This window comes from uncultured Jatrophihabitans sp. (genome assembly GCF_964252635.1).
Lineage (GTDB): Bacteria > Actinomycetota > Actinomycetes > Mycobacteriales > Jatrophihabitantaceae > Jatrophihabitans.
In genome coordinates this window covers 25,935-48,081 of sequence record NZ_CAXUNP010000012.1, presented here as the reverse complement: position 1 = coordinate 48,081, position 22,147 = coordinate 25,935, and the positions used below count along the sequence as shown (strand labels likewise).

20 protein-coding genes are annotated in these 22,147 nt (G+C 72.0%); 9 read left to right on the top strand and 11 right to left on the bottom strand.

The window, feature by feature from the left end; all coding sequences use genetic code 11:
• Positions 1 to 20 precede the first annotated feature (20 nt).
• From ACFFCA_RS07765 to ACFFCA_RS07755, 3 genes are read left to right on the top strand one after another with little or no spacing between them, the layout of a single operon-like run.
• Entirely contained in the window at positions 21 to 1,238 is a 1,218-nt protein-coding gene (locus ACFFCA_RS07765) for an iron-containing alcohol dehydrogenase (protein ID WP_375483459.1), read from the top strand.
• On the top strand, positions 1,225 to 2,613 hold the full coding sequence (locus ACFFCA_RS07760; RefSeq protein ID WP_375483457.1) for a histidine kinase: 1,389 nt from the start codon (positions 1,225 to 1,227) through the stop codon (positions 2,611 to 2,613). The genes ACFFCA_RS07765 and ACFFCA_RS07760 overlap by 14 nt, the downstream gene beginning before the upstream one ends.
• A 38-nt stretch (positions 2,614 to 2,651) precedes the next feature.
• Positions 2,652 to 3,317 (top strand): response regulator, encoded by a 666-nt coding sequence (locus ACFFCA_RS07755; protein WP_375483455.1) that lies wholly within the window; start codon positions 2,652 to 2,654, stop codon positions 3,315 to 3,317.
• Positions 3,318 to 3,440: 123 nt separating this feature from the next.
• Here ACFFCA_RS07755 and ACFFCA_RS07750 read toward each other — a convergent pair whose 3' ends face one another.
• From ACFFCA_RS07750 to mdo, 5 genes are read right to left on the bottom strand one after another with little or no spacing between them, the layout of a single operon-like run.
• Complete coding sequence (locus ACFFCA_RS07750) at positions 3,441 to 4,196, bottom strand: GPR1/FUN34/YaaH family transporter (protein ID WP_375483453.1); 756 nt, start codon at positions 4,194 to 4,196, stop codon at positions 3,441 to 3,443.
• Between the two features lie 31 nt (positions 4,197 to 4,227).
• Positions 4,228 to 5,109: a mycofactocin oligosaccharide methyltransferase MftM gene (mftM, locus tag ACFFCA_RS07745; RefSeq protein ID WP_375483451.1), complete on the bottom strand. Its 882-nt coding sequence runs from the start codon at positions 5,107 to 5,109 to the stop codon at positions 4,228 to 4,230.
• Positions 5,106 to 6,644: a VWA domain-containing protein gene (locus tag ACFFCA_RS07740; protein ID WP_375483449.1), complete on the bottom strand. Its 1,539-nt coding sequence runs from the start codon at positions 6,642 to 6,644 to the stop codon at positions 5,106 to 5,108. The genes mftM and ACFFCA_RS07740 overlap by 4 nt, the downstream gene beginning before the upstream one ends.
• A 3-nt stretch (positions 6,645 to 6,647) precedes the next feature.
• The gene (locus ACFFCA_RS07735) at positions 6,648 to 7,886 is read right to left on the bottom strand and encodes an AAA family ATPase (RefSeq protein ID WP_375483447.1); all 1,239 of its coding nucleotides are present in this window, start codon (positions 7,884 to 7,886) and stop codon (positions 6,648 to 6,650) included.
• The gene (mdo, locus tag ACFFCA_RS07730) at positions 7,883 to 9,175 is read right to left on the bottom strand and encodes an NDMA-dependent methanol dehydrogenase (protein ID WP_375483445.1); all 1,293 of its coding nucleotides are present in this window, start codon (positions 9,173 to 9,175) and stop codon (positions 7,883 to 7,885) included. Before mdo ends, ACFFCA_RS07735 begins: the two co-directional genes overlap by 4 nt.
• Before the next feature lie 244 nt (positions 9,176 to 9,419).
• On the opposite strand from mdo, the gene ACFFCA_RS07725 reads away from it, so the two are divergent.
• On the top strand, positions 9,420 to 10,667 hold the full coding sequence (locus ACFFCA_RS07725) for a GAF domain-containing protein (RefSeq protein ID WP_375483443.1): 1,248 nt from the start codon (positions 9,420 to 9,422) through the stop codon (positions 10,665 to 10,667).
• Positions 10,668 to 10,691: 24 nt separating this feature from the next.
• Here ACFFCA_RS07725 and ACFFCA_RS07720 read toward each other — a convergent pair whose 3' ends face one another.
• Complete coding sequence (locus ACFFCA_RS07720) at positions 10,692 to 11,153, bottom strand: nuclear transport factor 2 family protein (protein ID WP_375483441.1); 462 nt, start codon at positions 11,151 to 11,153, stop codon at positions 10,692 to 10,694.
• A gap of 51 nt (positions 11,154 to 11,204) precedes the next feature.
• On the opposite strand from ACFFCA_RS07720, the gene ACFFCA_RS07715 reads away from it, so the two are divergent.
• Together ACFFCA_RS07715 and ACFFCA_RS07710 are read left to right on the top strand one after the other, a co-directional pair.
• Positions 11,205 to 11,999, top strand: coding sequence for a MerR family DNA-binding transcriptional regulator (locus ACFFCA_RS07715; RefSeq protein ID WP_375483439.1), 795 nt, complete (start codon positions 11,205 to 11,207; stop codon positions 11,997 to 11,999).
• Entirely contained in the window at positions 11,996 to 12,739 is a 744-nt protein-coding gene (locus ACFFCA_RS07710; protein ID WP_375483437.1) for a TIGR00266 family protein, read from the top strand. The genes ACFFCA_RS07715 and ACFFCA_RS07710 overlap by 4 nt, the downstream gene beginning before the upstream one ends.
• Before the next feature lie 86 nt (positions 12,740 to 12,825).
• Here ACFFCA_RS07710 and ACFFCA_RS07705 read toward each other — a convergent pair whose 3' ends face one another.
• Both ACFFCA_RS07705 and ACFFCA_RS07700 read right to left on the bottom strand, forming a co-directional pair.
• Positions 12,826 to 15,876 carry a bifunctional [glutamine synthetase] adenylyltransferase/[glutamine synthetase]-adenylyl-L-tyrosine phosphorylase gene (locus ACFFCA_RS07705; RefSeq protein WP_375483435.1) on the bottom strand — a complete coding sequence of 1,017 codons (3,051 nt, stop codon included), beginning with the start codon at positions 15,874 to 15,876 and terminating at the stop codon, positions 12,826 to 12,828.
• Positions 15,873 to 16,790, bottom strand: coding sequence for a type 1 glutamine amidotransferase (locus ACFFCA_RS07700; RefSeq protein ID WP_375483433.1), 918 nt, complete (start codon positions 16,788 to 16,790; stop codon positions 15,873 to 15,875). Before ACFFCA_RS07700 ends, ACFFCA_RS07705 begins: the two co-directional genes overlap by 4 nt.
• 92 nt (positions 16,791 to 16,882) lie before the next feature.
• On the opposite strand from ACFFCA_RS07700, the gene ACFFCA_RS07695 reads away from it, so the two are divergent.
• On the top strand, positions 16,883 to 17,611 hold the full coding sequence (locus ACFFCA_RS07695; RefSeq protein WP_375483431.1) for a hypothetical protein: 729 nt from the start codon (positions 16,883 to 16,885) through the stop codon (positions 17,609 to 17,611).
• Here the strand turns inward: ACFFCA_RS07695 and ACFFCA_RS07690 are convergent.
• From ACFFCA_RS07690 to ACFFCA_RS07680, 3 genes are all read right to left on the bottom strand, one after another.
• On the bottom strand, positions 17,596 to 18,834 hold the full coding sequence (locus ACFFCA_RS07690; RefSeq protein WP_375483429.1) for an MFS transporter: 1,239 nt from the start codon (positions 18,832 to 18,834) through the stop codon (positions 17,596 to 17,598). The two genes, ACFFCA_RS07695 and ACFFCA_RS07690, sit on opposite strands and share 16 nt — an antisense overlap.
• A 14-nt stretch (positions 18,835 to 18,848) precedes the next feature.
• Positions 18,849 to 19,415: an ArsR/SmtB family transcription factor gene (locus ACFFCA_RS07685; protein ID WP_375483427.1), complete on the bottom strand. Its 567-nt coding sequence runs from the start codon at positions 19,413 to 19,415 to the stop codon at positions 18,849 to 18,851.
• An 87-nt stretch (positions 19,416 to 19,502) separates the two neighbouring features.
• Entirely contained in the window at positions 19,503 to 20,501 is a 999-nt protein-coding gene (locus ACFFCA_RS07680) for a LacI family DNA-binding transcriptional regulator (RefSeq protein WP_375483425.1), read from the bottom strand.
• Positions 20,502 to 20,558: 57 nt separating this feature from the next.
• On the opposite strand from ACFFCA_RS07680, the gene ACFFCA_RS07675 reads away from it, so the two are divergent.
• Complete coding sequence (locus tag ACFFCA_RS07675) at positions 20,559 to 21,398, top strand: phytanoyl-CoA dioxygenase family protein (protein WP_375483423.1); 840 nt, start codon at positions 20,559 to 20,561, stop codon at positions 21,396 to 21,398.
• A gap of 136 nt (positions 21,399 to 21,534) precedes the next feature.
• Positions 21,535 to 22,128: a hypothetical protein gene (locus ACFFCA_RS07670; protein ID WP_375483421.1), complete on the top strand. Its 594-nt coding sequence runs from the start codon at positions 21,535 to 21,537 to the stop codon at positions 22,126 to 22,128.
• The last annotated feature ends 19 nt before the right edge of the window (positions 22,129 to 22,147 follow it).

Here is a 22,147-nt window from a genome sequence, read left to right as displayed (position 1 = left end):
CACCCACACAGGAGGCAACGTTGCCTGCACTCGCCACGCTCCATCGCGAGGCGCCGCTCGGCACGGGCGCACGCCACGACCACGACGCGCCGGCAGGGGTCATCAAGTTCCAGGCCCCCGAGGTGGTCTTCGGCGCCGGCTCGTTGCGGGAGGCCGGTTTCGCCGCGCTCCGGCTCGGGGCGCGGCGGCCCTTCGTGGTCACCGACAGCGGCCTGCAGGGCGCCGGGTGGGCCGAGTGCCTCGACCGGTTCCTGGCCGACGCCGGGCTCGACGCCACCGTCTGGTCCGGCGTCACCCCCAACCCGAAGGACCACGAGGTCGCAGCCGGTTACGAGCGCTATCTGGAGTCCGGCTGCGACGTGCTCGTCGCGCTCGGCGGCGGCTCGTGCATGGACGCGGCCAAGGGCATCGCGATCCTGACCTGCAACGGCGGGTCGATCCTCGACTACGCCGGCGTGGACCGCGTCACCCGCACCATCCCGCCGATGCTGATGATCCCGACGACGGCCGGCACCGGCGCGGACGTCTCGCAGTTCTGCATCATCACCGACACCGCCAACTCGGTGAAGGTGACGATCATGGGCCGCGCGCTCGTGCCCGACATCTCCCTGACCGACCCGTCGTTGCTCGAGACCATGCCCGACGACCTCGCCGCGGCCACCGGGCTCGACGCGCTGACGCACGGCATCGAGGCCTACGTGTCCCGCGCCCACAACCCGCTCACGGACGGGCACGCGCTCAGCGCCGTCGGCCTGGTCTTCGGCAACCTGTCGCAGATGATCGACCAGCGCGGGTCCGCCCACCACCGCAGCAACATGGCTCAGGCCAGCCTCGAGGCGGGGCTGGCCTTCAGCAACGCGATCCTGGGCGCGACCCACGCGATGAGCCATCAGGTGGGCGGGCTGCTCGACCTGCCGCACGGTGTCGTCAACGGGGTGCTGCTCCCCCACGTCATCCGGTTCAACGCGGCGGTCGGCGGCGAGCGCTTCGTGCCGTTGGCCGCGACGGCGGGCGTCGGCAGGGCGATCCCCGCCGACGAGGTGGGCGAGGTGCTGGCCGACGAGGTCCGAGGCGTGGCCGACCGGCTCGGCGTCCCGAAGGGGTTGGCCGAGCTCGGTGTCCGCGACAGCGACATCCCGACCTTGGCCCGGAACGCTCTGGCCGACGCCTGCCTGTCGACGAACCCCCGCAGCACCAGCGAGGCCGATCTCGCGGACCTGTTCCGTGCCGCTCTCTGACCGCGACGACCACCACGCCGCGCCGTCGGGGCGGCCGGCCGACAACGCCAGCCTGAGCACCCTCACCGGGGTCCGCTCGGGCAAGAAGTCGTACTACCTGCAGCTGCAACGCACCGAGGAACGCATGACCTCGGCCGTCCACGCCCTGGAGGGGATCTCCTCGGCCCTGGTGCGCACCCGCGACGACCCCGTCGGGCTGCTGCACGGCGTGCTCGGTGCCGCCGCCGGGCACCTGCACGCCGACTGGACGATGGTGGCCCTGCGCGACTCGACCCTGCCGCACCTCGGGGTGCGGTTCCTCGCGGCGGGCCGGACGGGCGCGCTGGTCGATTCCGAGCGCGCGTTGCCCGCGACGCTGCGCGAGCAGCTGTACCAGGTGCGCCGCAACCTGCACACCACGACCGTGGTGCGCGACGGGTGGGTGCAGGTGCCGATGCTGCTGGACGGCGAGGTGCTGGGCCGGCTGGTCGTGTCCTACCTGCCCGGCGGCACGATCGACCCGGAGGACCTCTGGGTGCTGCGCATCCTGGCCAACCAGGCGGCGATGTCGATCCACACGTCCGCGCTGTACTCGACGGCCACCGAGCAGCGCGAGCACGCGCAGCACCTGCTCGACGAGATCGCCCGGGGCTCGGCGGACCTGCGCACCCGGACGGAGGAGTTGCAACGCGCCGAGGGCCGGCTCACGGTGCTGCACCAGCGCGAGCTGCTCGACGCCGAACGGCACCGCATCGCCCTCGAACTCCACGACAGCGTCGCCCAGTACGTGCTGTCGGCCGGCCTTGCCGTCGACGTCTGCCGGGCCGAGGCCCTGGAGCGCGAGGGCACGACCGGCGACACCGTCACGCGCCTGGTCCACGCCCGCGACCTCGTCGCCCAGGCCGGCGACCAGGTGCGTTCGGTGATCTACGCGCTGCACCACCAACCGGTGGGCGACGAGGTCGTCAGCCTGTCGGACCTGCTGCACGGGCTCGCCGCCCAGCACCGCCCGTCGCTCGCGGTCGGCGTGCACGTCGAGGGGGTACCGGTCACGCTGGGCGCCCGCGTCGAACACGCGCTCGCACGCATCGCCGGCGAGGCCCTGTTCAACACCTCGATCCACGCCCACGCGACGCGGGCCACGGTGCGCCTGCGGTACCGCGGCGACGTCGTCACTTTGTGGATCAGCGACGACGGCACCGGCGACCCGCGCGAGCTGCGTCGCCGGTTGCGGTCGTCGTCGGGAGCGGGCAGTGCCGACGGGCGGCACCAGGGCCTGTCGAACATGTGCCACCGCGCCACCGACCTCGGCGGCTCGTTCACCATCCGCCGCGCCCGCATGGGCGGCGTCCGTATCGAGGTCGGCGTTCCCGTTCCGGGGCCGACCGGCTCGTGAGTCCCAGCCATGCCGTCAGTGACCCCCGAGGAGTTCCGATGACCGCCACCCTTCCCGCCGGCCCCCGCACCGTCGATCTCGTGCTGGTCGACGACCACGCGATCGTCCGGCAGGGGCTCAGCTCGGTGCTCGGGCGCGAGAGCGACCTGCGGGTCGTCGGCGAGGCGGCGACGCCCGAGGAGGCAATGGCCGTGGTCGCCGCGACCTCGCCGTCGCTGGTGCTGCTCGACCTCAAGCTGTCGGGCGCGCCGGGGCTGGCCGGTCTGGACCTCTGCGAGGCCCTGGTCACCGCCCACCCGGGCCTGGCCGTGCTGGTGCTCACCACCACCCTGGACGACAGCATCGTCGCGGCGGCGCTGCGGCGCGGGGCGCGCGGTTACGTCGTGAAGGAGGTCGACACCTCCGAGCTGGTGCGGGCCATCCGCACCGTGCACGCGGGGCAGAACGCGTTCGACCCCAAGTCCGCCTCGGCGATGGTGCGCGGGCTGAGCTCGCACAGCGGGCCCGGCGCCCAGGCCCTGACCGCCCGCGAGCTCGAGGTGCTGCGGCTGCTGGCCCGCGGGCTGTCCAACGGCGAGATCGGCAAGGCGTTGTTCATCAGCCAGACCACGGCCAAGTTCCACGTCGCCAACATCATGCGCAAGCTGGAGGTCGGGCACCGGGCCGAGGCCGTGTACGTCGCCAGCAAGATGGGCGCGCTCTGACGCGGCTCGCCCTCTGACCTGACTCGCCCTCTGACCCGACTCGCCCTCTGACCCGACTCCCACCCGTGATCAACTGCGCCGGCGGTCGCAGGACGACCGGTGGCGCAGTCGATCACCGCGGGACTACTTGAGGACGGGCCGCCCGAGGGGCAGGTTCTTCCCGCCCGTCGCCGCGAACATGGCGTCGAAGAACAGGTAGGCGCCCACCGCTACGAACGCGAACACGAACACGCCGCCGGTCTTGAGCTGCCCCGAGTCGGGCACGCCCGCCGACGCGTTGTGGTAGGCCAGGTACACGAACAGCAGGGCCACGTCCACGAGCGCAAACAGCAGCGTGAAGGCGGCGGGCAGCCGGATCGAGGCCAGCGTCAGGATGACGATGAGGATGAGCCAGGCCAGCAGGAACGTTTTCACCGAGTCGTCGATGGCGGTCACGGCCGCGGACGCCGCCTGCGACGCCGACGCACCGGCCGGCGGCGTCGTGAAGCCGAACCAGTTGTGCAGGATGCCCAGCACCAGGGCGGCGTAGCTGAGCCAGAAACCGCCGAAGATGCCGAACACGCTGGCGACGGCGCTCTCCCCCGCCTTCAGCGCGAAGATCGTGGCGATGACCTGACCGAGGCCGGTGGCCATGGCGATGATGGCGATCGGCGCGCCGACGATGCCCTGCGGCACGTAGTCGACGAGGTTCAGCCCCAGGGCGATGGAGCCCACCAAGAACGTGGGCACCCCGACCAGGGCCGCGTTGGCCACGGGCACCGGGGATGCATACGCATCGGCCACCGGTTCGGGTGCTGCGTGGGACGGGCTCGGGTGCGGAGCGACGTCCTGCTCGGTCGCGCCGCCGCCAGGTCTCGGGTTCGGGTCGACGTTCGTCATGTCCTTGCTCCCCTGCTCTCGTTGCGTGCCACTAGACCGCGCACCCGGACAGGTGCGTGGACGTGCTGCCTTCCGTTCGGTCGAGCACCAGCCACCCACCGAGGTGGTCGTGCACGTCGTAGGTCCACCCGCTCTCGGCCCCGAGGTCGCGCAGGTCGTCGAGGCCCACCCTCCGGACGTGGCCGAACAGCGGGTCGGGGACGTCCTCGACGGGCACGGCCACCACGACGCGCCGGCGGGCGATCCGCAGGGCGTGCGCAAGGAGGCGCCGGCCGGTCGGCGCGTCGACGTGCTCCAGCACGTGCAGCAGCGCGACCCCGTCGGTCTCGCCGTCGGCGATGGCGTGCACGTCGTCGCGGACGTCGACGTCACGGCGCAGGGTCCGGGCCATGCACCGCAGCAGCGCGGTCGTCCCGGCGTCCACGTCCCACGCCAGAGCGGCAGTGCCGCGGGACGCGAGGTGCAGGGCCAGGAAGCCGAAGCTGCACCCCAGGTCGGCGACGCTCGTCGTCGGCAACAGGTCGAGAGCGTGCCGGTAGACCCCGGTGTAGCCCGGCGCCGCGGTGTCGCGGATCAGGTCGAGCGTGTTGCGGTAGAACCGCGCCCACGCACGCGGCGCGTAGCGGTCGGTCGTCAGCACCACGCCGGTGAACGCGCGGGCGAAGACCTCGTGGTCGTCCGTCAGCGCGGCCAGCGCCTCGGCGAGGCGCACCCCGACCTCGTCGTCGGATCCGCCGGCGGCCAGCCGGTGCGAGACGACGATGCGACCGCCCTCCGCGCGGGCCCGCAGCGGCGGGCCGTCACCGCGGGGTTCGTGCACCACGGTGACCAGCGCGTCCTCGTAGCGTCCGCCCGGGCACGAGTGCAACGGCTCGATGGGCTCGGCCACCGGTCGGTGCAGCACCTGGCTCATGAGGTCCGGGCCAGGCTCATGCCGGTGACTCGGTCCAGTGCCGCGAGGTCCCGCACGACGTGCACGCGGTCGCAGTAGCCCGCGTACGCCGGCAGGTCGCAGGACCCCAGGCGCCACGAGTACCGGGGCTCGGGCGTGAGCCAGATGAGCTCGCGCGATCGTCGCGAGATCTCCGACAGCGCTCCGAAGTTGGGGTCCTTGCCGTTGCCGCGCCCGTCGCCCAGGACGATCACCGTCGTACGCCGCGTGATCGCACCCCCGTGGTCCTCGAGGAACTCACCGAAGGCATTGCCGTAGTCGGAGTCGGCGTCGACATCGAGCACGCCGCCTGCGGGTAGACCGGCCATCACCAGGCCCAGCGCGTCCTCGAGCGGGTGGTCGTCGAACAGGTCGGTGATCTCGACGAGGTCGGACACGAAGGCGAACGAGCGCACCGTCGAGGCCATGCTCTGCAGGCCGTGGACCAGCTGCAGCGTGAACCGGGCGGCGGTGCGTACCGACAGCGACACGTCCACGAGCAGCAGCAGCCGAGGCCGGTCGGCGACCCGCGCGACCGTGATCGGCTTGAACGGCACGCCGTCGTAGCGCATGTTGTGGCGCATCGTCCGCGCACCGTCGACGGACCCCTTGGCCGCAACCCGGCGGCGCGGGCGCGGCGCCCCGTGCAGGCTGCGGAGCAGGCGGCGCACGGCCTCTTCCTGCTCGGCGCGTTCGCGCTCGTCGATGCGCTCGGCCTTCGGCGCCGCGATGTCCGGCGACTCGATCTGCAGGCCGCCGGCCATCAACCGCTCGAGGTGCTTGCGCAGGGCGTCCGGGAGCCGCTCGATCAGGCCGCCCAGGCGCTGCTTGAGGGCGGCGAGCTCCTCGGGGTCGAGGTCGTCGCCATCGACGAGCTCCTCGGCCTCGTCGTCGGCGAGCCAGGCGAGCAACGCCATCTCCTGCGCGACCGACAGCTCACCGTCGATCTTCATGCCCTCGGTCGGCGCCAGGTCACCGGGCCGGCCGGGGTTGTGCAGCCGGGAGGTGGACAGCTGCACCCGGGCGGCCTTGTCCGCGTCGGTGGCGGCGTCGTCGGACAGCACGATCTCGTCGGTCATGGAGGCCATGTCGAGGCGGTTGGCCTCCTGGTGCAGGTTGTACTGCTGCGCCATGTCCTCCTCGTTGAAGAACTGCTTGATGTCCTCGGGCTTGCCGTGCGAGTGCCCGCCCTGCGGCTGGTCGCCGGGTTCGTCGGACAGGCTGAACGTGTCGAGCGTGCCCTCGTCGGACAGGTCGTCGTGGGAGTGGCCGTGCTCTGCGTCCTCGTCGTCGAACACCCGCACCAGGCGGAAGAAGCGGTCGAACACCCGGTCGAAGACCGGCTCGTCGCGGCGGTCCTTGACGAGGCTGACGCGCAGGGCGGCGCGGGTCAGCTCGCGGTCGCCGGCGATACCGGGCACGGCCAGCGCGTGCATGCCGTCGACCGCCTCGGAGACCCCGATCCGCACGCCCGACAGCCGGAGCAGCCGCACGAAGCGGTGGATCGACTCCTCCACGGCCTACACCGGTCGCCGTCGACTGCCGCGGGAACCGGCGGAGCGGAAGGAGCGCTCACCCTGACCCCGGCCGACGGCGGGGGTGCCCTTGGGCGCGACCCCGAAGTTGGGTGCGTTGTGCCGTCCGGGCGTGTCCTTGGCCGCGCGCACCTCGCGACCCGCCGGGTCCGCCGGAGCCGGCTCGTCGCCACCCGTGTCGTGCTCGTGGTCGTGGTCGCCGCCGTCGTGGCTGTGCGACGTCCCCCCGTGGCTGTGCCCGTGCGAATGGCCGTGATCGCGCGAGCTCGGCACGGTCGCGTTCGGATCGACCAGCTTCGGCAGCACCTCCAACGTGCGCCGCAGGTCGCGGTCGTACTTGACCACGACGTTCGCCGTCTGCGCCAGCAGGTCGGCAGTCAGCTCGGCGGCGCCGAGCACCGCCAGCGTGCGTGCCCAGTCGATGGTCTCGGAGATGCTCGGCGCCTTGCGCAGGTCCAGCTCGCGCAGGCCGCGGACGACCTCGACGAGGGTGCGGGCCAGCGCGTCGGGCAGGCCGGTGTCCTTCGATCGGATGATGTCGAGCTCGCGGTCCGCGTCCGGGTAGTCCAGCGACAGGTGCAGGCAGCGCCGTTTGAGGGCGGCCGACAGGTCGCGGGTGTTGTTCGAGGTCAGCACCACGTACGGCTTGTGCTTCGCGACGTAGGTGCCGAGTTCGGGAACCGACACCTGGTACTCGGCCAGCAGCTCGAGCAGGACGGCCTCGAGCGCCTCGTCCGCCCGGTCGACCTCGTCGATCAGCAGGACGACGGGGACGTCCGAGCGCACCGCGTCCAGCAGCGGTCGCGGAGCGAGGAAGCGCTCGGAGAAGAACACGCTGTCCTCGGCCGAGATGCGGTCGACGGACTCCGCGATGCTGGTGGCGTCGCCGACGATCTGGCCGATCTTCTCCCGCAGCAGCTGCGTGTAGAGCAGCTGCTTGCCGTAGTCCCACTCGTAGAGCGCAGTGCTCTCGTCCTGCCCCTCATAGCACTGCAGACGCAGCAACGGACGGCCCGTCACCTCGGCCAACGACTTCGCGAGCTCGGTCTTGCCCACGCCGGCGGGCCCCTCCAGCAGCACCGGCTTGTCCAACCGGGACTGCAGGAAGACCGTGGTGGCGAGACGCTGGTCGGCGAGGTAGCCGTGCTCGGCGAAGCGGTCGATCACGTCCTCGACCGAGGTGAAGGTGGCGCCGTCCGTTGCCGCGCCTGCAGTTTCGCTCATGAAAGAAGGTCGTCCAGGTCGCCGTTCATGCAGTGGTCGACGACCGGGCGCACCGTCTCGAAGGTGCACTCCTTGGCGTTGCCCGGGGTGCAGGCGTCGCCGAGGACGTGGTTGGTGATGCGGTCGACGTCCGCGTCGTCACCGGTGATGACGTTCTGGCTCTCGTAGTACTTGGTCGGGCCCTGGCCCAACCGGTTCTTCGAGTACGAGTCCTCCGTGACGTCGGTGAACTTCTCCGGGATGCCCACGTCGCGCAGCAGCCGGATCGACGCGGCGAGGGCGGCGTCGGCGGCCTGCGGCTTGGTCATGCCGTGGGTGTCGATGCCCATCGCCTCGGCGATGTCGGCGAAGCGACCGTAGACGGCCGGCATGTTGAACGCCCACACGCGGGGCAGCGCGATGGCGTTGTTCAGGCCGTGGTGGGTGTCGTAGAAGGCGCTGACCGCGTGCGAGATCGAGTGGATGATCCCCAGACCGCCGGAGTTGAACGCCTGCGCGGCGATGTACTGGGCGTACATCATGCCCTCGCGGCCCTTGAGGTCCTGACCGTTCCACACCGCCTCGCGCAGGTTCTCGGCCGTGAGCTTGATGGCGCGGATCGCGTTGCCGAGCGACGGCTCGAAGTTCAGCCGGGACACGTAGGGCTCGCTGGCGTGGGCGAGCACGTCGAAACCGCACTGCGCGGTGTAGTCGATCGGGCAGTCGAAGTAGAGCACCGGGTCGTCGATGGCCAGGGTGGTGACCGACGCGTCGTCGAACGCGACGTACTTGTGCGGCTTGTCGGGGTCGGTCGTGGTGTCGGTGATGACGTAGGCCCAGCTCGTCTCCGAGCCCGTTCCGGCCGTGGTCGAGACCGCGATGTGCGGCGGGTTCTTCGGGTTCTCGGACATGTTGAAGCCCTCGAACTCGTTGACGTTGCGGCCGTCGTGGGCCACCGAGACGCGGGCGCCCTTGCAGGCGTCGTGCGACGATCCGCCGCCGATGGAGACGAAGGAGTCGCAGTTGTTCTCCTGGTACATCGCCACGGAGTCCATGACGTTGTAGTCCTTGGGGTTCGACTCGACCTTGTCGTACACGACCACCTCGAGGCCGTGGTACTTCATCGACTCGACGATCTTGTGCACGACGTCGGTGCCGCGCAGGCCGGAGGTCATGACCAGGGTCTTCTTGAACCCCAGCTTCAGCGCCTCGGGCCCGATGAGCTCGTGCGAGCCGGGGCCCAGCAGGGCCCGTGGGAACGGGTGGAACTCCTTGATCGGGAACGGTTTGAGCAGTTCATCGACCTGCATGGCGACCTCGCTGGGGTGTGAGCGGCGGCGCCGGCACGCGGCGCTTGACGGGGGTGACGCTAGGGCGGACGTTCGGCGGCGACGAGAGATCCGCGGGTAAACCGGCCGGACGCCGGGCGCGCACTCCCCGACTCGCCGAGCACACCCTGGCCGTTCGGGCAGTTCCCGCCTCGCTGTTCGCATGTGCGGGTCGCGGTTCGGGTAGCCTCCGCAGTGTTGTGACTGCAGACACAGTGAGCGCCGCGTGAGCGTGGCGGCAGGCAGCGCGCACGTCGAGCACGAGCGGTTCCTGGAATCGGGGACGCTGCCGACCGGAGTGCGCGGGCTGGTCGCCGATTCCTGGGTGCGCTCGCTCGCCGCCGGCGTCGACGTCGACCGCCGCGAGGCCCCGCTGGCCCTGGACCGCGCCGAGCTGTCGGACTACCGCTCGGCGCACCCGCTCTCGCAGGTCTTCCCGCTGCTCTACGACGTGCTCGGGCGGGCCGCCGAGGAGTGCGACAGCCTGATGGCGGTGGGCGATTCGGAGGGGCGCCTGCTCTGGGTGTGCGGCCGTCCGGGCGTGCTGCGCCAGGCCGAGGGCATCAACTTCGCCGAGGGCACCGCGTGGGACGAGACCCAGGCCGGCACCAACGCGCCCGGCACGGCCCTGCGCCTGGACGCACCGGTCCAGATCAGCTCGGCCGAGCACTTCCGCCGCGCCGTGCAGCCCTGGAGCTGCGCGGCCGCACCCATCCACGACCCGGTGACGCAGTCCGTCCTGGGCGTCGTGGACGTCACCGGCACCGACGCGATTGCCGGACCTCAGACCATGGCCATGGTGCGGGCCGCGGCCCGGATGGCCGAAGCCGAGCTGGGCCGCATCCTCGCGGTGTCCGGTCGCACCCGGCTGTGGTCGCCGCCGGCCGAGCGTCTGTGCCGCGTCCAGGCACTCGGCCGGCCCGACTGCCAGGTGGAGCTCGGGAACCAGACCCTGCGGCTGAGCCCGCGGCACAGCGAGCTGATGGTGCTGCTCGCTGACCACCCGCAGGGCATGTCCGGTGACCAACTCGCTATCGAGCTCTACGCCGACGACGTCAACACCTCCACCGTCCGCGCCGAGATGACGCGGCTGCGCGGGCTGCTCGGCGACGACGTGCTGCCGTCGCGCCCGTACCGGCTGCAGGTCGCGCCCGACTGCGACTGGCTGACGGTCAGCGGCCTGATCGAGGCCGGCCGGGTCGGCGAGGCCATCCGCGCCTACCAGGGCCCGCTGCTGCCGCACTCCGACGCACCCGGCGTGGTCGCCCGGCGCGAGCGGCTCGAACGTGACCTGCGCGGCGCGGTGTTCGCGAGCGACCAGCTCGACCTCATGGTGGCCTGGACGCGCTCGCGCTGGGGCGCTGCCGACGTCGAGATGTGGCAGCGCCAGGCGGGCCTGCTGCCCGGCAGCTCACCGCTGCTCCCGCTGGTGCACGCCGAGGTCCGCCGCCTCAATCGCGAACTCGGCGTCTGACCCGCAGGGTGCTGCGGCGCCGCGTCACTGCAACGGGAACTCCACCCCGCGTTCGCTCTCCGGGCGCGGCCCGAAGATCCGGCGCTCGCCCTCGGCGATGCGGACGTCGTTGATGCTGGCCTCCCGACGCGCCATGTAGCCGTGCGCGTCGAACTGCCACAGCTCGTTGCCGTACCTGCGCCACCACTGCCCGTCGATGTCGCGGCTCTCGTAGGAGAAACGCACCGCGATCCGGTCGTCGGCGAACGACCACAGGTTCTTGCGCAGCGCGTAGTCCAGCTCGCGCTCCCACTTCTCGGTGAGCAGGTCGACGATCGCGGCCCGACCGGTGACGAAGGTGTCGCGGTTCCGCCAGACCGAGTCCTCGGTGTAGGCCAGGGACACCCGCTGCGGGTCGCGCGTGTTCCAGGCGTCCTCGGCCGCCTGCACCTTCTGCGCGGCGGTGTCGCGGGTGAACGGGGGAAGTGGTGGACGGTCCTCGGGCATGGGGTCAGCATGCCAGCCGGACAGCGTGGTCGTTGACGTAGCGTGAAGGTCATGACCACCACTGCGGACCCGGGCGCGCACCTCTCGGTCGGCGAGGTGGCCCGGCTCGCGGGGGTGACCACCCGCACCGTCCGGCACTACCACGCCATCGGGCTCATCCCCGAGCCCGCCCGCGACAGTGCCGGGTACCGGCGGTACGGCGCCCGCGAGGTCGTGGCGCTCGTCCGGATCGTCCGCCTGCGCGCGCTGGGCATGCCCATCCCGCAGATCGCCGCCCGCGTCGGTGCCGTGCCGTCCATGTCCGACGACCTGCGGGCGCTGCCGAACGACCTGCGGGCGCTCGCCGACGAGCTCGACCGCGAGATCGCGCAGCTGCAGACCACGCGCGACCGGCTGCGCGAGCTCGCGGACTCCGAGACGTTCGACCAGCCGGTCCGGGCCCTCACCGACGCATTGCGCGGCGCGGGACTGCTCGGCCCGTCCGACGAACTGGACGAGGGCGAGGAGTCGGCCGCGACGTTGCTGGACGCGCTGCACCCCAAGGGCATGTCGGGAGTGCTGACCCGGGCGAACCGGCTGCTCAGCGACCCGTCGTCGAACGCCCGCCTCATGGTGCTGCTGCAGCGCTTCCGGGCCCTGGACGACGACACCCCGTCCGACGACGTCACCGCGCTGGCTCGCGACGTCGCGCAGGTGCTGCCCCGCCGCCGGCGGCCCAACCGCCCGGCCGCCGTCGACCTCGAGCTTATGGACAAGTTGCTCAGTGGGCAGCTCAACCCGGCGCAGCAACGGTTCATGTCGCAGTTGCGCCAGGACCTGGGACGGGTGGCAGGATCCGCGTCATGAGAGTGGACACCCGCCACGCCCCGGCCTTCACGGTGGCCCGGTGCGTGCTGGACGGCAACGAGACGGTGCGCGTCGAGGGCGGCGCCATGATCGCCCACAGCGCCGGCGTGCAACTCGAGTCCAAGGCGCAGGGCGGCGTCATGGCCGGGCTGAAACGCAGCGTGCTCGGCGGCGGATCGTTCTTCGTCACCACCTACACCGCTCCCCCGCAGGGCGGGTGGGTCGACGTCGCCGGCGTCCTGCCGGGCGACACCGTCTCGATCGACGTCGAACCCGAGACGCCGTTCTTCCTGCGCCGCGGCAGCTGGATCGCCAACTCCGCGGGCGTGCAGGTCGACACCCAGTGGGGCGGCATGGCCAATCTGTTCGGCGGCGAGGGCGGGTTCGGCTACCGCGCCGCGGGCCAGGGACAGGCCATCGTCAGCATCTACGGCGCCGTCGACATGATGGACCTGGCCGACGGCGAGCAGGTCACCATCGACACCGGCCACGTCGTCGCCTACTCGCTCTCGGTCCGCTTCCAGATGCGACGGGCCGTGCAGGGCCGCACCATCCAGTCGATGAAGTCCGGCGAGGGCTGGGTGTTCGACTTCTGGGGCCCGGGCCTGGTGCTGCTGCAGTCGCGCAACCCCGACGCGTTCGCCAGCTGGGTCGCCGAGATGGTGCCGAACGAGCAGCCACGCGAGGGGCTCGGCGGGCTGGGCGGGTTCGGCGGCGGGGCTGGCAGCCTGTTCCGCTGACCGCGTCTCGAGGAACTCAGTGATCAACTCGCGTTGTGCAGGTGTGCAGCCCTGCTGAACGCTATTTGATCAACGGCGAGAGGGCCTCACGGGCCGTAGAACACGTCCTCGACGACCTTGCGGGCACGGCGACCGGCGCGGCGGTAGTCGTCGACCAGCTGTCCGGGGTCGGTACCGGGCGAGTAGCCCAGCACCCGCGCGACGGCCGCCAGCTCGGCGCCCATCTCGGGCAGCTGATCGCCGGGCTTGTCGCGCACGAGCATCAGGGCGTTGCGCACGCGGGTCGCGAAGCGCCACGCGGTCTCTAGCACCTCGGCCTGGTCTCCGTCGATGAGGTCGGCGTGCGCGGCCGCGGCGAGCGCGCCGAGCGTGTGGGTCGTGCGCAGCTCGGGGACCTCGTGGCCGTGACCGAGCTGCAGCAGCTGGATCGTCCACTCGATGTCGGTGAGGCCGCCGCGCCCGAGCTTGGTGTGCGTCGTCGGGTCGGCCCCGCGCGGGAGCCGCTCGCTGTCGATGCGACCCTTCAGCCGGCGGATCTCCAGGACGTCGGCAGGCGACACCCCACCCGCCGGGTAGCGCACCGGATCGACCATCTCGACGAAGCGGCGGCCGAGCTCGGCGTCGCCCGCCACCGGTCGCGCGCGCAGCAGGGCCTGCGCCTCCCACGGCGAGGACCAGCGTGCGTAGTACCGCTCGTAGGCGGCGAGGGTGCGGACCAACGGGCCGTTGCGCCCCTCCGGTCGCAGGTTCGCGTCGACGACGAGCGGCGGGTCGTTCGACGACGGTGCCGCGAGCAGCGAGCGCAGCTCCCCCGCGATGTCGCGCGCCACGTTGCTCCCCAGTTCGCCGTCCGCCGACGTGGCATCGGCAGCGACGCTGTCGTGGACGAACATCACATCGGCGTCCGAGCCGTAGCCGACCTCGGCACCGCCCAACCGTCCCATGGCGATGACGGCGAAGCGGACGGGCGACTCGTCCAGCGAACGCCGGTCGAGCACCGCGCGCGTCGCGACCTGCAGGGCGGCCTCGAGCGTGGCGTCGGTGGTGCCGCTCAGCGCTGCGCACACCTGGTCGACGTCGGACACGTCGAGCAGGTCGGCGAAGGCGGTGCGCAGGAGCTCCTGCCTACGGACGGCGCGGATGGCGGTGACCGCGGTGCCCGGAGTGTCCTGCCGGTGCGCGGTCTCGTGCATCGCCGCGAGCAGGTCGCCGGGCTCACGCGGGCGCAGCTGCTCCGGTGAACCGAGCATGCGCAAGGCGTCCGGGGCCCGGCCGAGCATCCGACCGGCGTAACGGCTGGTGCCGAGCACGTAGGCCAGCCGCGACACCACGGTGTCGCCGTCGCGCAGGAACCGCAGGTACCACGGCGTGGTGCCGAGCTCGTCGGACAGGCGACGGTAGGCCAGTAGCCCACCGTCGGAATCGGGGACGTCCGCGAGCTCGGACAGCAGCACCGGCAGCAACGTGCGTTGCAGGGCGGCTCGTCGGCTGAGGCCCTGCGTCAGCGACTCGATGTGTCGCAGCGCGCCGTCGGGGTCGTTGAAGCCGAGGGCCTGCAACCGGCGGCCCGCCTCGACCGGGGTCAGGCGCAGCTCGGCGGACGGGACGCGGGCCACGGCCTCGAGCAGCGGGCGGTAGAACAGCTTCTCGTGCAAACGACGGACCTCGCGTACGTGCAGGTCCCACTCGGCCTGGAACACAGCCCGCGACGGGCCGCGGTGGTCGGGCCGGTAGCCCATCGCACGGCCCACCCATTCCAGCGTCTCCGGGTCGTCGGGGAGGATGTGCGTGCGACGCAGCTTGCGCAGCTGGATGCGGTGCTCGGTGGCACGCAGGAAGCGGTAGGCGTCGATGAGGCTCACCGCGTCGTCGCGACCGACGTAGCCGCCGTTGCGCAGCGCGTCGAGCGCGGGCAGCGTCTCGGCGACGCGCAGCATCTGATCACCACGACCGTGAACGAGCTGCAGCAGCTGCACCGCGAACTCGACGTCGCGCAGCCCGCCCCGGCTGAGCTTGATGTCACGGTCGGCGATCTGTTTTGGGATCAGTTCGACGACGCGACGGCGCATGGCCCGCACGTCGGCCACGAAGTTCGGCCGCTCGGCGGCGGTCCAGACCATCGGGGCGACGAGCTGCTCGTAGTCGGCGCCGAGGCCGGGGTCGCCCGCGACCGGCCGCGCCTTGAGCAGGGCCTGGAACTCCCACGTGCTGGCCCAGCGCTGGTAGTACGCCTCGTGGCTGGCCAGGGTGCGCACGAGGACGCCGTCCTTGCCCTCCGGCCGCAGGTTGGCGTCGACCTCCCAGGCCGCGTCCCGGCACACCCGCATCATCGCCGACGCCAGCCGCGTGGCGGTCGTGAGCGCGCCGTCGGTGGCGTCCGGGTTGTCGGCCGTGGGTTCGGCGACGAACACGACGTCGACGTCGGACACGTAGTTCAGTTCGCGCGAACCGGTCTTGCCCATGGCGATGACGGCGAGCCGGCAGGGGGCGCTGCCGTCAGGCTGGTCGGCGAGGGCGACCGCGAGACCGGCCTGCAGGGTGTGCCCGGCGAGGTCGGCGAGCAGTTCGGTGACGACGCGCAGGTCGAGGTCGCCGGCGAGGTCGCGCCCGGCGATCGCGACGAGCTCGCGCCGGTAGGCGTCGCGCAGGGCGCGGACGGCGTCGGGCCCGTCAACCGTGGCCGGGGTGCCCGAGGTGCCGGTGACCGGGTCGTCGACGTCGGCGCCCACGGCCTCGGCGATGCGGCGGCCGACGCCGGCGAGGTCGAAGTCGTCGAGCAGCACCTGCCAGTCGGCCGGGTGGGTGCGCAGGTGTTCCGCGAGCTCGACGGACACGCCGAGCAGGGCGAGGAGGCGACCGCGTAGCTCGGGCAGCACCTCCATCGCCTGGCGCAGACCGCGGCCCTCGTCGGTCGCGGCGATCGCGGACAGGGCGGCGAGGGCACCGTCGGGGTCGGCGGTGCGGCCGAGCGCGGCCAGCACGATCGCGGCCTCGTCGCCGACGGGGGCGTTGCCCTCGGCGTCCCACCACGCCAGCGGTTCGCCGACGAGGAGACCGGCTGCGGTCGCGGCGTCGGCGAACGACAGCCGGGTGAGGCGTGCGGCGACCCGCGATGGGATCTCGACCGCGTCGGTCACCGGCCGGCGTCCCGGGGGCCGCTGCTGTCGTGCAGGCCCTGGTCGCTCGGCTCGGCGCCTCCCTCGGGCCGGAGCGTCGGCATCGGCAGCGGGGAGCTGCGGGCGGCGTTCTGCTCGGCGCCGAGCGAGGCCAGCGCGGCACGGATGGCGTCGGGCTCGGTGACCGGGGCGGCGCTCGACAGCGACGGCCCACGGTGCGCGGCGACCGCGTCGGGGTCACGGACGACACCGGCGAAGGAGTCGGCGAACGGGCGCCAGACCTCCTCCAGGTCGTCGTGCACCGCATCGGCGCGAGCGAGCACCGCGTCGAGGTCGTAGTCCTCGAGCCCCTCGGCGTTGTGGGCCGCCCACGTGCGCACCATCGCCGGCGTCGTCTCGATGTGGAACTGGATTCCCCAGGCCAGCCGACCGAGGCGGAACGCCTGGTTCTCGCACACCGGCGAGTTCATCAGGTGGATGGCTCCGCGGGGCAGGGTCGTGATGGCGTCGTAGTGCCACTGGATGACGTCCGGGGTGATGGGCAGCGGCCGGAACAGCGGGTCGGTGGCCGCGTTGGAGCGCTTGGCCACGAGCTGGTTACCGATCTCCTGCTGGTCGGCGCTGGGGACGACCCGTCCGCCGTGGGCCGCGGCCAGCAGCTGCCCGCCGAGGCAGACGCCAAGCGTCGGCACCTCGGCCGTGACCGCGGCGCGCAGCAGCGCGCGCAGCCCGGGCAGCCACGGATGCAACGCGTCCTCGTTGGCGCCCATCGGTCCGCCCATGACGATCAGGCCGGCGTGCCCGTCGAGCGCGTCGGGGAAGTCCGGGGCCCGGACGACGTCGAGGTCGAGCCCGGCGTCACGAAGCCAGTCACCGAGGCGGCCCACCGGGTCGTCCTCGTGCAGTTCGACGACCAGGACGCGGGATGAGGGCATGTTCCCCAGGTTAGTGAACCGGGGCGGACGGGCGCCGGTCGAGAGGGCAGGATGACGGGATGCCGCCGCCCGGACGCCCCGACCGTCAGCGCGTGACGCGCTCGGACCTGCCGGCCGAGCTGACCGCGGAGCAGCTGCGACACCTCGACTTCCGCACTCTGCGTCAGCTGTCCCGTCCCGGCAACGGGGTGCTCACCGAGGACGAGCAGCGCCGGTTCGACGCTGCGCTGGCTGCACTGCGCGAGGAGACGACCTCCCTCGTCGAGAGTTCGCTGCAACGGGCAGGACGCGGTGGACCCGCGAACCTGGATCCGGCGATGCGCCGTTCCTACCAGCGCGCCCAGCAGCGCCTCGCGGCCCAGGCGGATCGCGCCCGCAAGCGGCTCCCGGACCTCGGCCCCGAGCCGGTGTCCGGTCCTGCGCCCGACCCTGCGCCCAGCCCTGCGCCCGATTTTGCGTCCGATCCGGTGGCCTCCGCCGTCGACGACCCGGCGGATGCGGATCACGTCGGCGACGACGAGGTGTCGCCGAACAGCTTGGAGGAGGAGGTCGCGCAGACGTCCGACACCCTCGACATGCTCGAGCGGATCGCGTCGCTGCAGCAGCAGCTGCTCGACCATCAACAGACCCAGGTACTCAGCGAGACCCGTGGCTTCTTCTTCGCGTTCCTCGTGTCGGTCGCGGTGATCGTCGCGGGGGTGGCGCCGCTGGTGGAGGCCGAACCGCACGACAGGTTGGTCATCGTGGTGTGGACGGTGGTGGCGACGGCCGCCGCGGGGTTGGCCTACGCCCTGGTCCGGGCCGTTCAGGCCAGGAAATGACTCGGTCGACGGGCCGACTCCTGTGCACGTGACGACGACCCCGCTCGCCCGGCGCTGCGGATCGCGCCCCGTGCCGCCAGCGCCCCGGCCAGCAGGTACATACCGGCCTGACCGTCCAGCACGGCGGTCAGGCCCAAGGGCACCGTGAGCACTCCGGCTGCGAGCATGCCGAGAGCCTGACCGCTGTTCGTGGCCAGGCCGGCGAGCCCGAAGGTCCGCCCGAGCAGGTGTCCGGGTGCGTCGGTCTGCAGAGCCGAGAGCATGGCCGAGCCGACGACGACACCGGGAGCTCCGGCCAATGCGAAACCCACGACGTAGACCGGCAACGCGGTCGTGACCGCAGGGCCGTTCCAGATCGCCAGATCGAGCACGCCGAAGGCGAGGGCGCCGACCGCGACGAGGGTTCGTGGACGGAAGCGGCTCGCCACCACAGCAAGGGCGATCGCGCCCACGATGGCACCGATGGCCTGCAGACCCCTGAGCAGACCGACCGCGCCGGCCCCGCCGTCCAGGCGTCCGGTCACGAAGACCACGAACACCACGACGAACACACCCTGCGCCACGGCGGTGAGGAAGATGGTGCCGAGCGTGGCCCGGACGTCCCGGACGGCCAGGACGTCGCGCATCCCTCCAGGGCCACCTCCGCGTCCGGGGGTGCGGACCCGCGCGCACGTCGCGCTACCCATCGTCGCCAACAGTGCCGCCGCAGCGACGTAGGTGGCCATGTCGACCAGCACGATCAGGTGCAGCCCACCGACGGCGAGCAACACCCCGCCGATCGGACCACCGACGAGTCTCGCCAGGTTCTCCCCGGTGGCGTTCCACGAGTTGGCGGCCAGGACCTCGTCGGGGTCGACGAGAGCCGGGAGCAGGGCGTGGCGCGCCGGTTCGTCGAGCGCGGTCAGTGCGGCCTGGAGCACGATCACCAGGTAGAGCACGCCGAGCCCACCGTCGCCCGCGATCAGCAACGGCGCCAGCGCGACCGCTTGCGCAACGGCCACCCCGATGAGCACCCGACGGCGGTCCCACCGGTCGGCACCGCGGCCGGCGAGCGGGGCGAGCAGGACGCCCGGCAGCAGTTCGAGCAGGAACGCGACCGAGGTCCCGAACGTCGATCCGGTGCGCTGGTAGACCACGACCGGTAGGGCGATGAAGAGCAGCCAGTCGCCCGCTGTCGAGACGAGGCCGGCCGTCCACAACCGGCGGAATGCCGCATGACGCAACGGCGACGGCCGTCTCACGTGGCGGGCGCGCGCCGGAACGCCTGCACGCCGAGGTGCACCTGGGCGGCCTTTGCGGGCGCCTTCTCCCGCGTCGCCGCGATGAACGGGCGGATCAGCGAATCGACGTCGGCCAGCAGCCTGGTCAGCTCCCGCGGCGTGATCCGCAACGAGTACTGGCTGAACGCGTCCGCGGCGCGCCACGCCGGGTCGACGCCGTCCCTGTCCGCGAGGTAGTCCCGGGCCAACCGCTGGTCCAGTTGCAGGGCCGCGGCCAGCACACCGGCTGCGGCATCCCCCGCCTTGCCCGGCGCCGAGTCGTCGATGTCGAAACCGGTGATCGCGGCGCGCCACGGACGCTCCCGCCCGTCACCCGACTCGTCCCGCTCCACCAACCCGAACCTCGCCAGGGCCCGCAAGTGGTAGCTGCAGTTCGACGGGGTGTCACCGACCGCGCGGGCACACGCCGACGCAGTGGCCGGCCCCTCCGCCATGAGGTGGTTGAGCACGTCGAGCCGTACCGGGTGGCCCAGCGCCTGCAGGACCGCCGCATCGTCGAGCACGGGCCGTTTCGCCGTCGGCATGGCAACCTCCGAAGCCTGAAAGACTCTTTCAAGCCTCAAGTCAACACCCTGCGGCGAAATCCTGCAACACCCTTTCAGACCTGCTGGTTACGAGCTCTCCCGGACGATCAGGCGATGGGGTACGACAGAGTCGGTCGGCCGGTGTTCCGGACTGCCCTCGATGCGCGCCAGCAGGCTGCGGACGGCGGTCTCGGCGATCGTGTGCTTGTCGGGCGCGACAGTCGTCAACCGCGGTACCGAGTAGCGCCCGTCCTCGATGTCGTCGATGCCGACGACGGCGACATCGTGCGGCACGCCGACACCCCGGTCAGCGAGCTGGCGTATCGCACCGAGCGCCAGTTCGTCGGTGAAGCAGATCAGCCCGTCGATGTCCGTTCCGGACGCCAGCAGCGACGCGACGGCGGCGGCGCCGTCGGCGCGGTGCAGCGTCGTCGTCGCGATCTCGGCGACCGGCTTACGCCTACCGAGCGCCTTGCGGACCCCCCGAGCGCGCTGCGCGGCTGTGTCGTTCGACAGGTGCGGCTGCAGCCCGATCACGGCCAGCCGCTTCCGGCCCCGTGCCAACAGGTGGGCGGTGGCGTCGCGGGCTGCGGCGACGTTGTCGATCGCGACGTGGTCGGCGTCGGCCGCGGAACGCTCGCCCAGGACAACGACCGGCAGCCCGTCGGCCACGGCCACGATCTCGTCCGGCGCGAGCGACCACGGACTCACCACCAGCCCGTCGACGACATTGGTGGTGGTGCGGCCGAGCAGCGCGCGTTCGCGTTCGGCGTCGCCGGCGGTCTCGTCCGCCAGCACCGTCCAACCGTGCTGCGCCGCCTGTCCCGCGATCAATGCGGCGAGCTCGGCGAAGTACGGGGAGGCGAGCTCCGGCAGCACCAGGCCCAGCAGTCCCGTGCGGCCGCCGCGCAGCTGCCGGGCCGCGAGATTGGGGCGGTAGCCCAGCTCGTCGATCGCCCGTTGCACCGTCGCCCGGGTGGACGCCGCGACGTGGACGTAGTCGTTCACGACGTTCGAGACGGTACGGACCGAGACGCCCGCGAGATCGGCGACGGTGCGCAGGCTCGGCGGACGGTCAGGGGGCACGACGCCAGCATGCCAGCCCCCTGGCGCGCATGGTTTGCAACGTGGCAAACTGCTCACATGACGGCGACCGACAGACAGGTGGACGTGACCGATGACGCGGCCACGCTGCGGCGCGACGGCATCGCGGCGAACAAGCAGGCGTTCCCCGTCGAGCTGATAGACGGCGTGCGCACCGACGTGGAGGCGGCGTTCCAGGAGGCGCGCGGTCGCGAAGGCGGCACCATCGGCCGCGGCCCGCAACGCTGGTACTGCGAGGTCCACCCGGAGGCCATCGGCGCGTTTCCCGAGTTGGTCGGGCACCCCTGGGTGCAGGCGGTGTGCGGGTCGGTGCTCGGTCCCGACTGGACCGTCGTCGAAGTGGGTTTCGACATCCCGTTCGAAGGTGCGCGCCATCAGCCCTGGCACCGGGACTTCCGCTCCCCCGAGGCGACCGTGCGGGACAAGCAGCTGACGTCGCTGGCGTTCAACGTGACCCTGGTCGACACCGAGCCGGACATGGGCCCGTTCGAGATCGCGATCGGCACCCAGTACGACGACGGCGCCGACTTCGATCACGGCATGTTCCCGCCGAAGTCGCGCTACGACCGCTACCTCGAACGTGCGGTCAGGAAGTTCCCGAAGCGGGGCGACATCTCGGTGCGTTCTGCTCTCACGCTGCACCGCGGCACCGCCAACCAGTCGGCCAAGGCACGTCCGGTCCTCGTGCTGGGCGTGGACGCCCCCGGCGCGGGCAACGCCGAGCACCACGACCTGGCGGTCACCCGTGCGTACGTCGACGCGCTGCCGGAACACGTACGCACCCACCTGCGATGCCCGATCGTGGACACGCTGGAGCCGATCACGCAGAAACACGACATCGAGGGCCTGGTCATGGGGATCGACCCCGACGAGCAGTGAGCGCGCGGGGCCACGGCGACGTACGGCCGTCCCGGCTCCGCTGAGTACTTGTGCGGATGTGGACACCCTGGCCGCCGCGAACGCTGTGGTCACGCGGCAAGCCGCTCGTGGCGGGTCGCTCGTCCCAGGAGGTCCGATGTCCGCTCCCATCCCGCCGAGGCCCGCGTCGTCGCCGCACCCGGTTCCCCCCGTCAGGCGGGTACTGATCAACGCGGGCCTGCTGGCCCTGTTCGCGGCCGCCATGTGGTTCGCCTGGCTGGGCTGGGACCACACGTACTACGACGTCGACGGCGTCGCCGAGGGGCCGTACCGGGCGTGGCAGGTGATCGGGTGCGGGCTGTCGATCGGGTCCGCGGCGGTGCTGGCCTACTGGCGGGCGCCCCGCGCCCTCGCGATTCCCGTCCTGGCGATCGCCGCCGACGGCGGCTTCGCCGTTCCGTGGTCGATCGACGCCTCCTCCGGCGACGAGACCGGCTTGTGGGTCGTGGGCCTGGTCCTTCTGGTGCTCGGTGGGTGTGTCGCCCTGGGGTCGGTCCTGTCCGTCACCCACCTGTTCCGGCATCCCGAGAGCTCCTCCACCTGGATCCTCATCGGTTGCGCCGTCCTGGCCCTGCTGACCACCCTCGTGTACGCGCCGGTGGCCGTCGTTCCGGTCGTCGCCGGCGGACTGGTCTTCTTCTTCCGATGGCTCCCCGACCGGCGCCGGCCCGGCAACCGTCAGGCGCGCTAGACCTCACGCGTGCCACGAT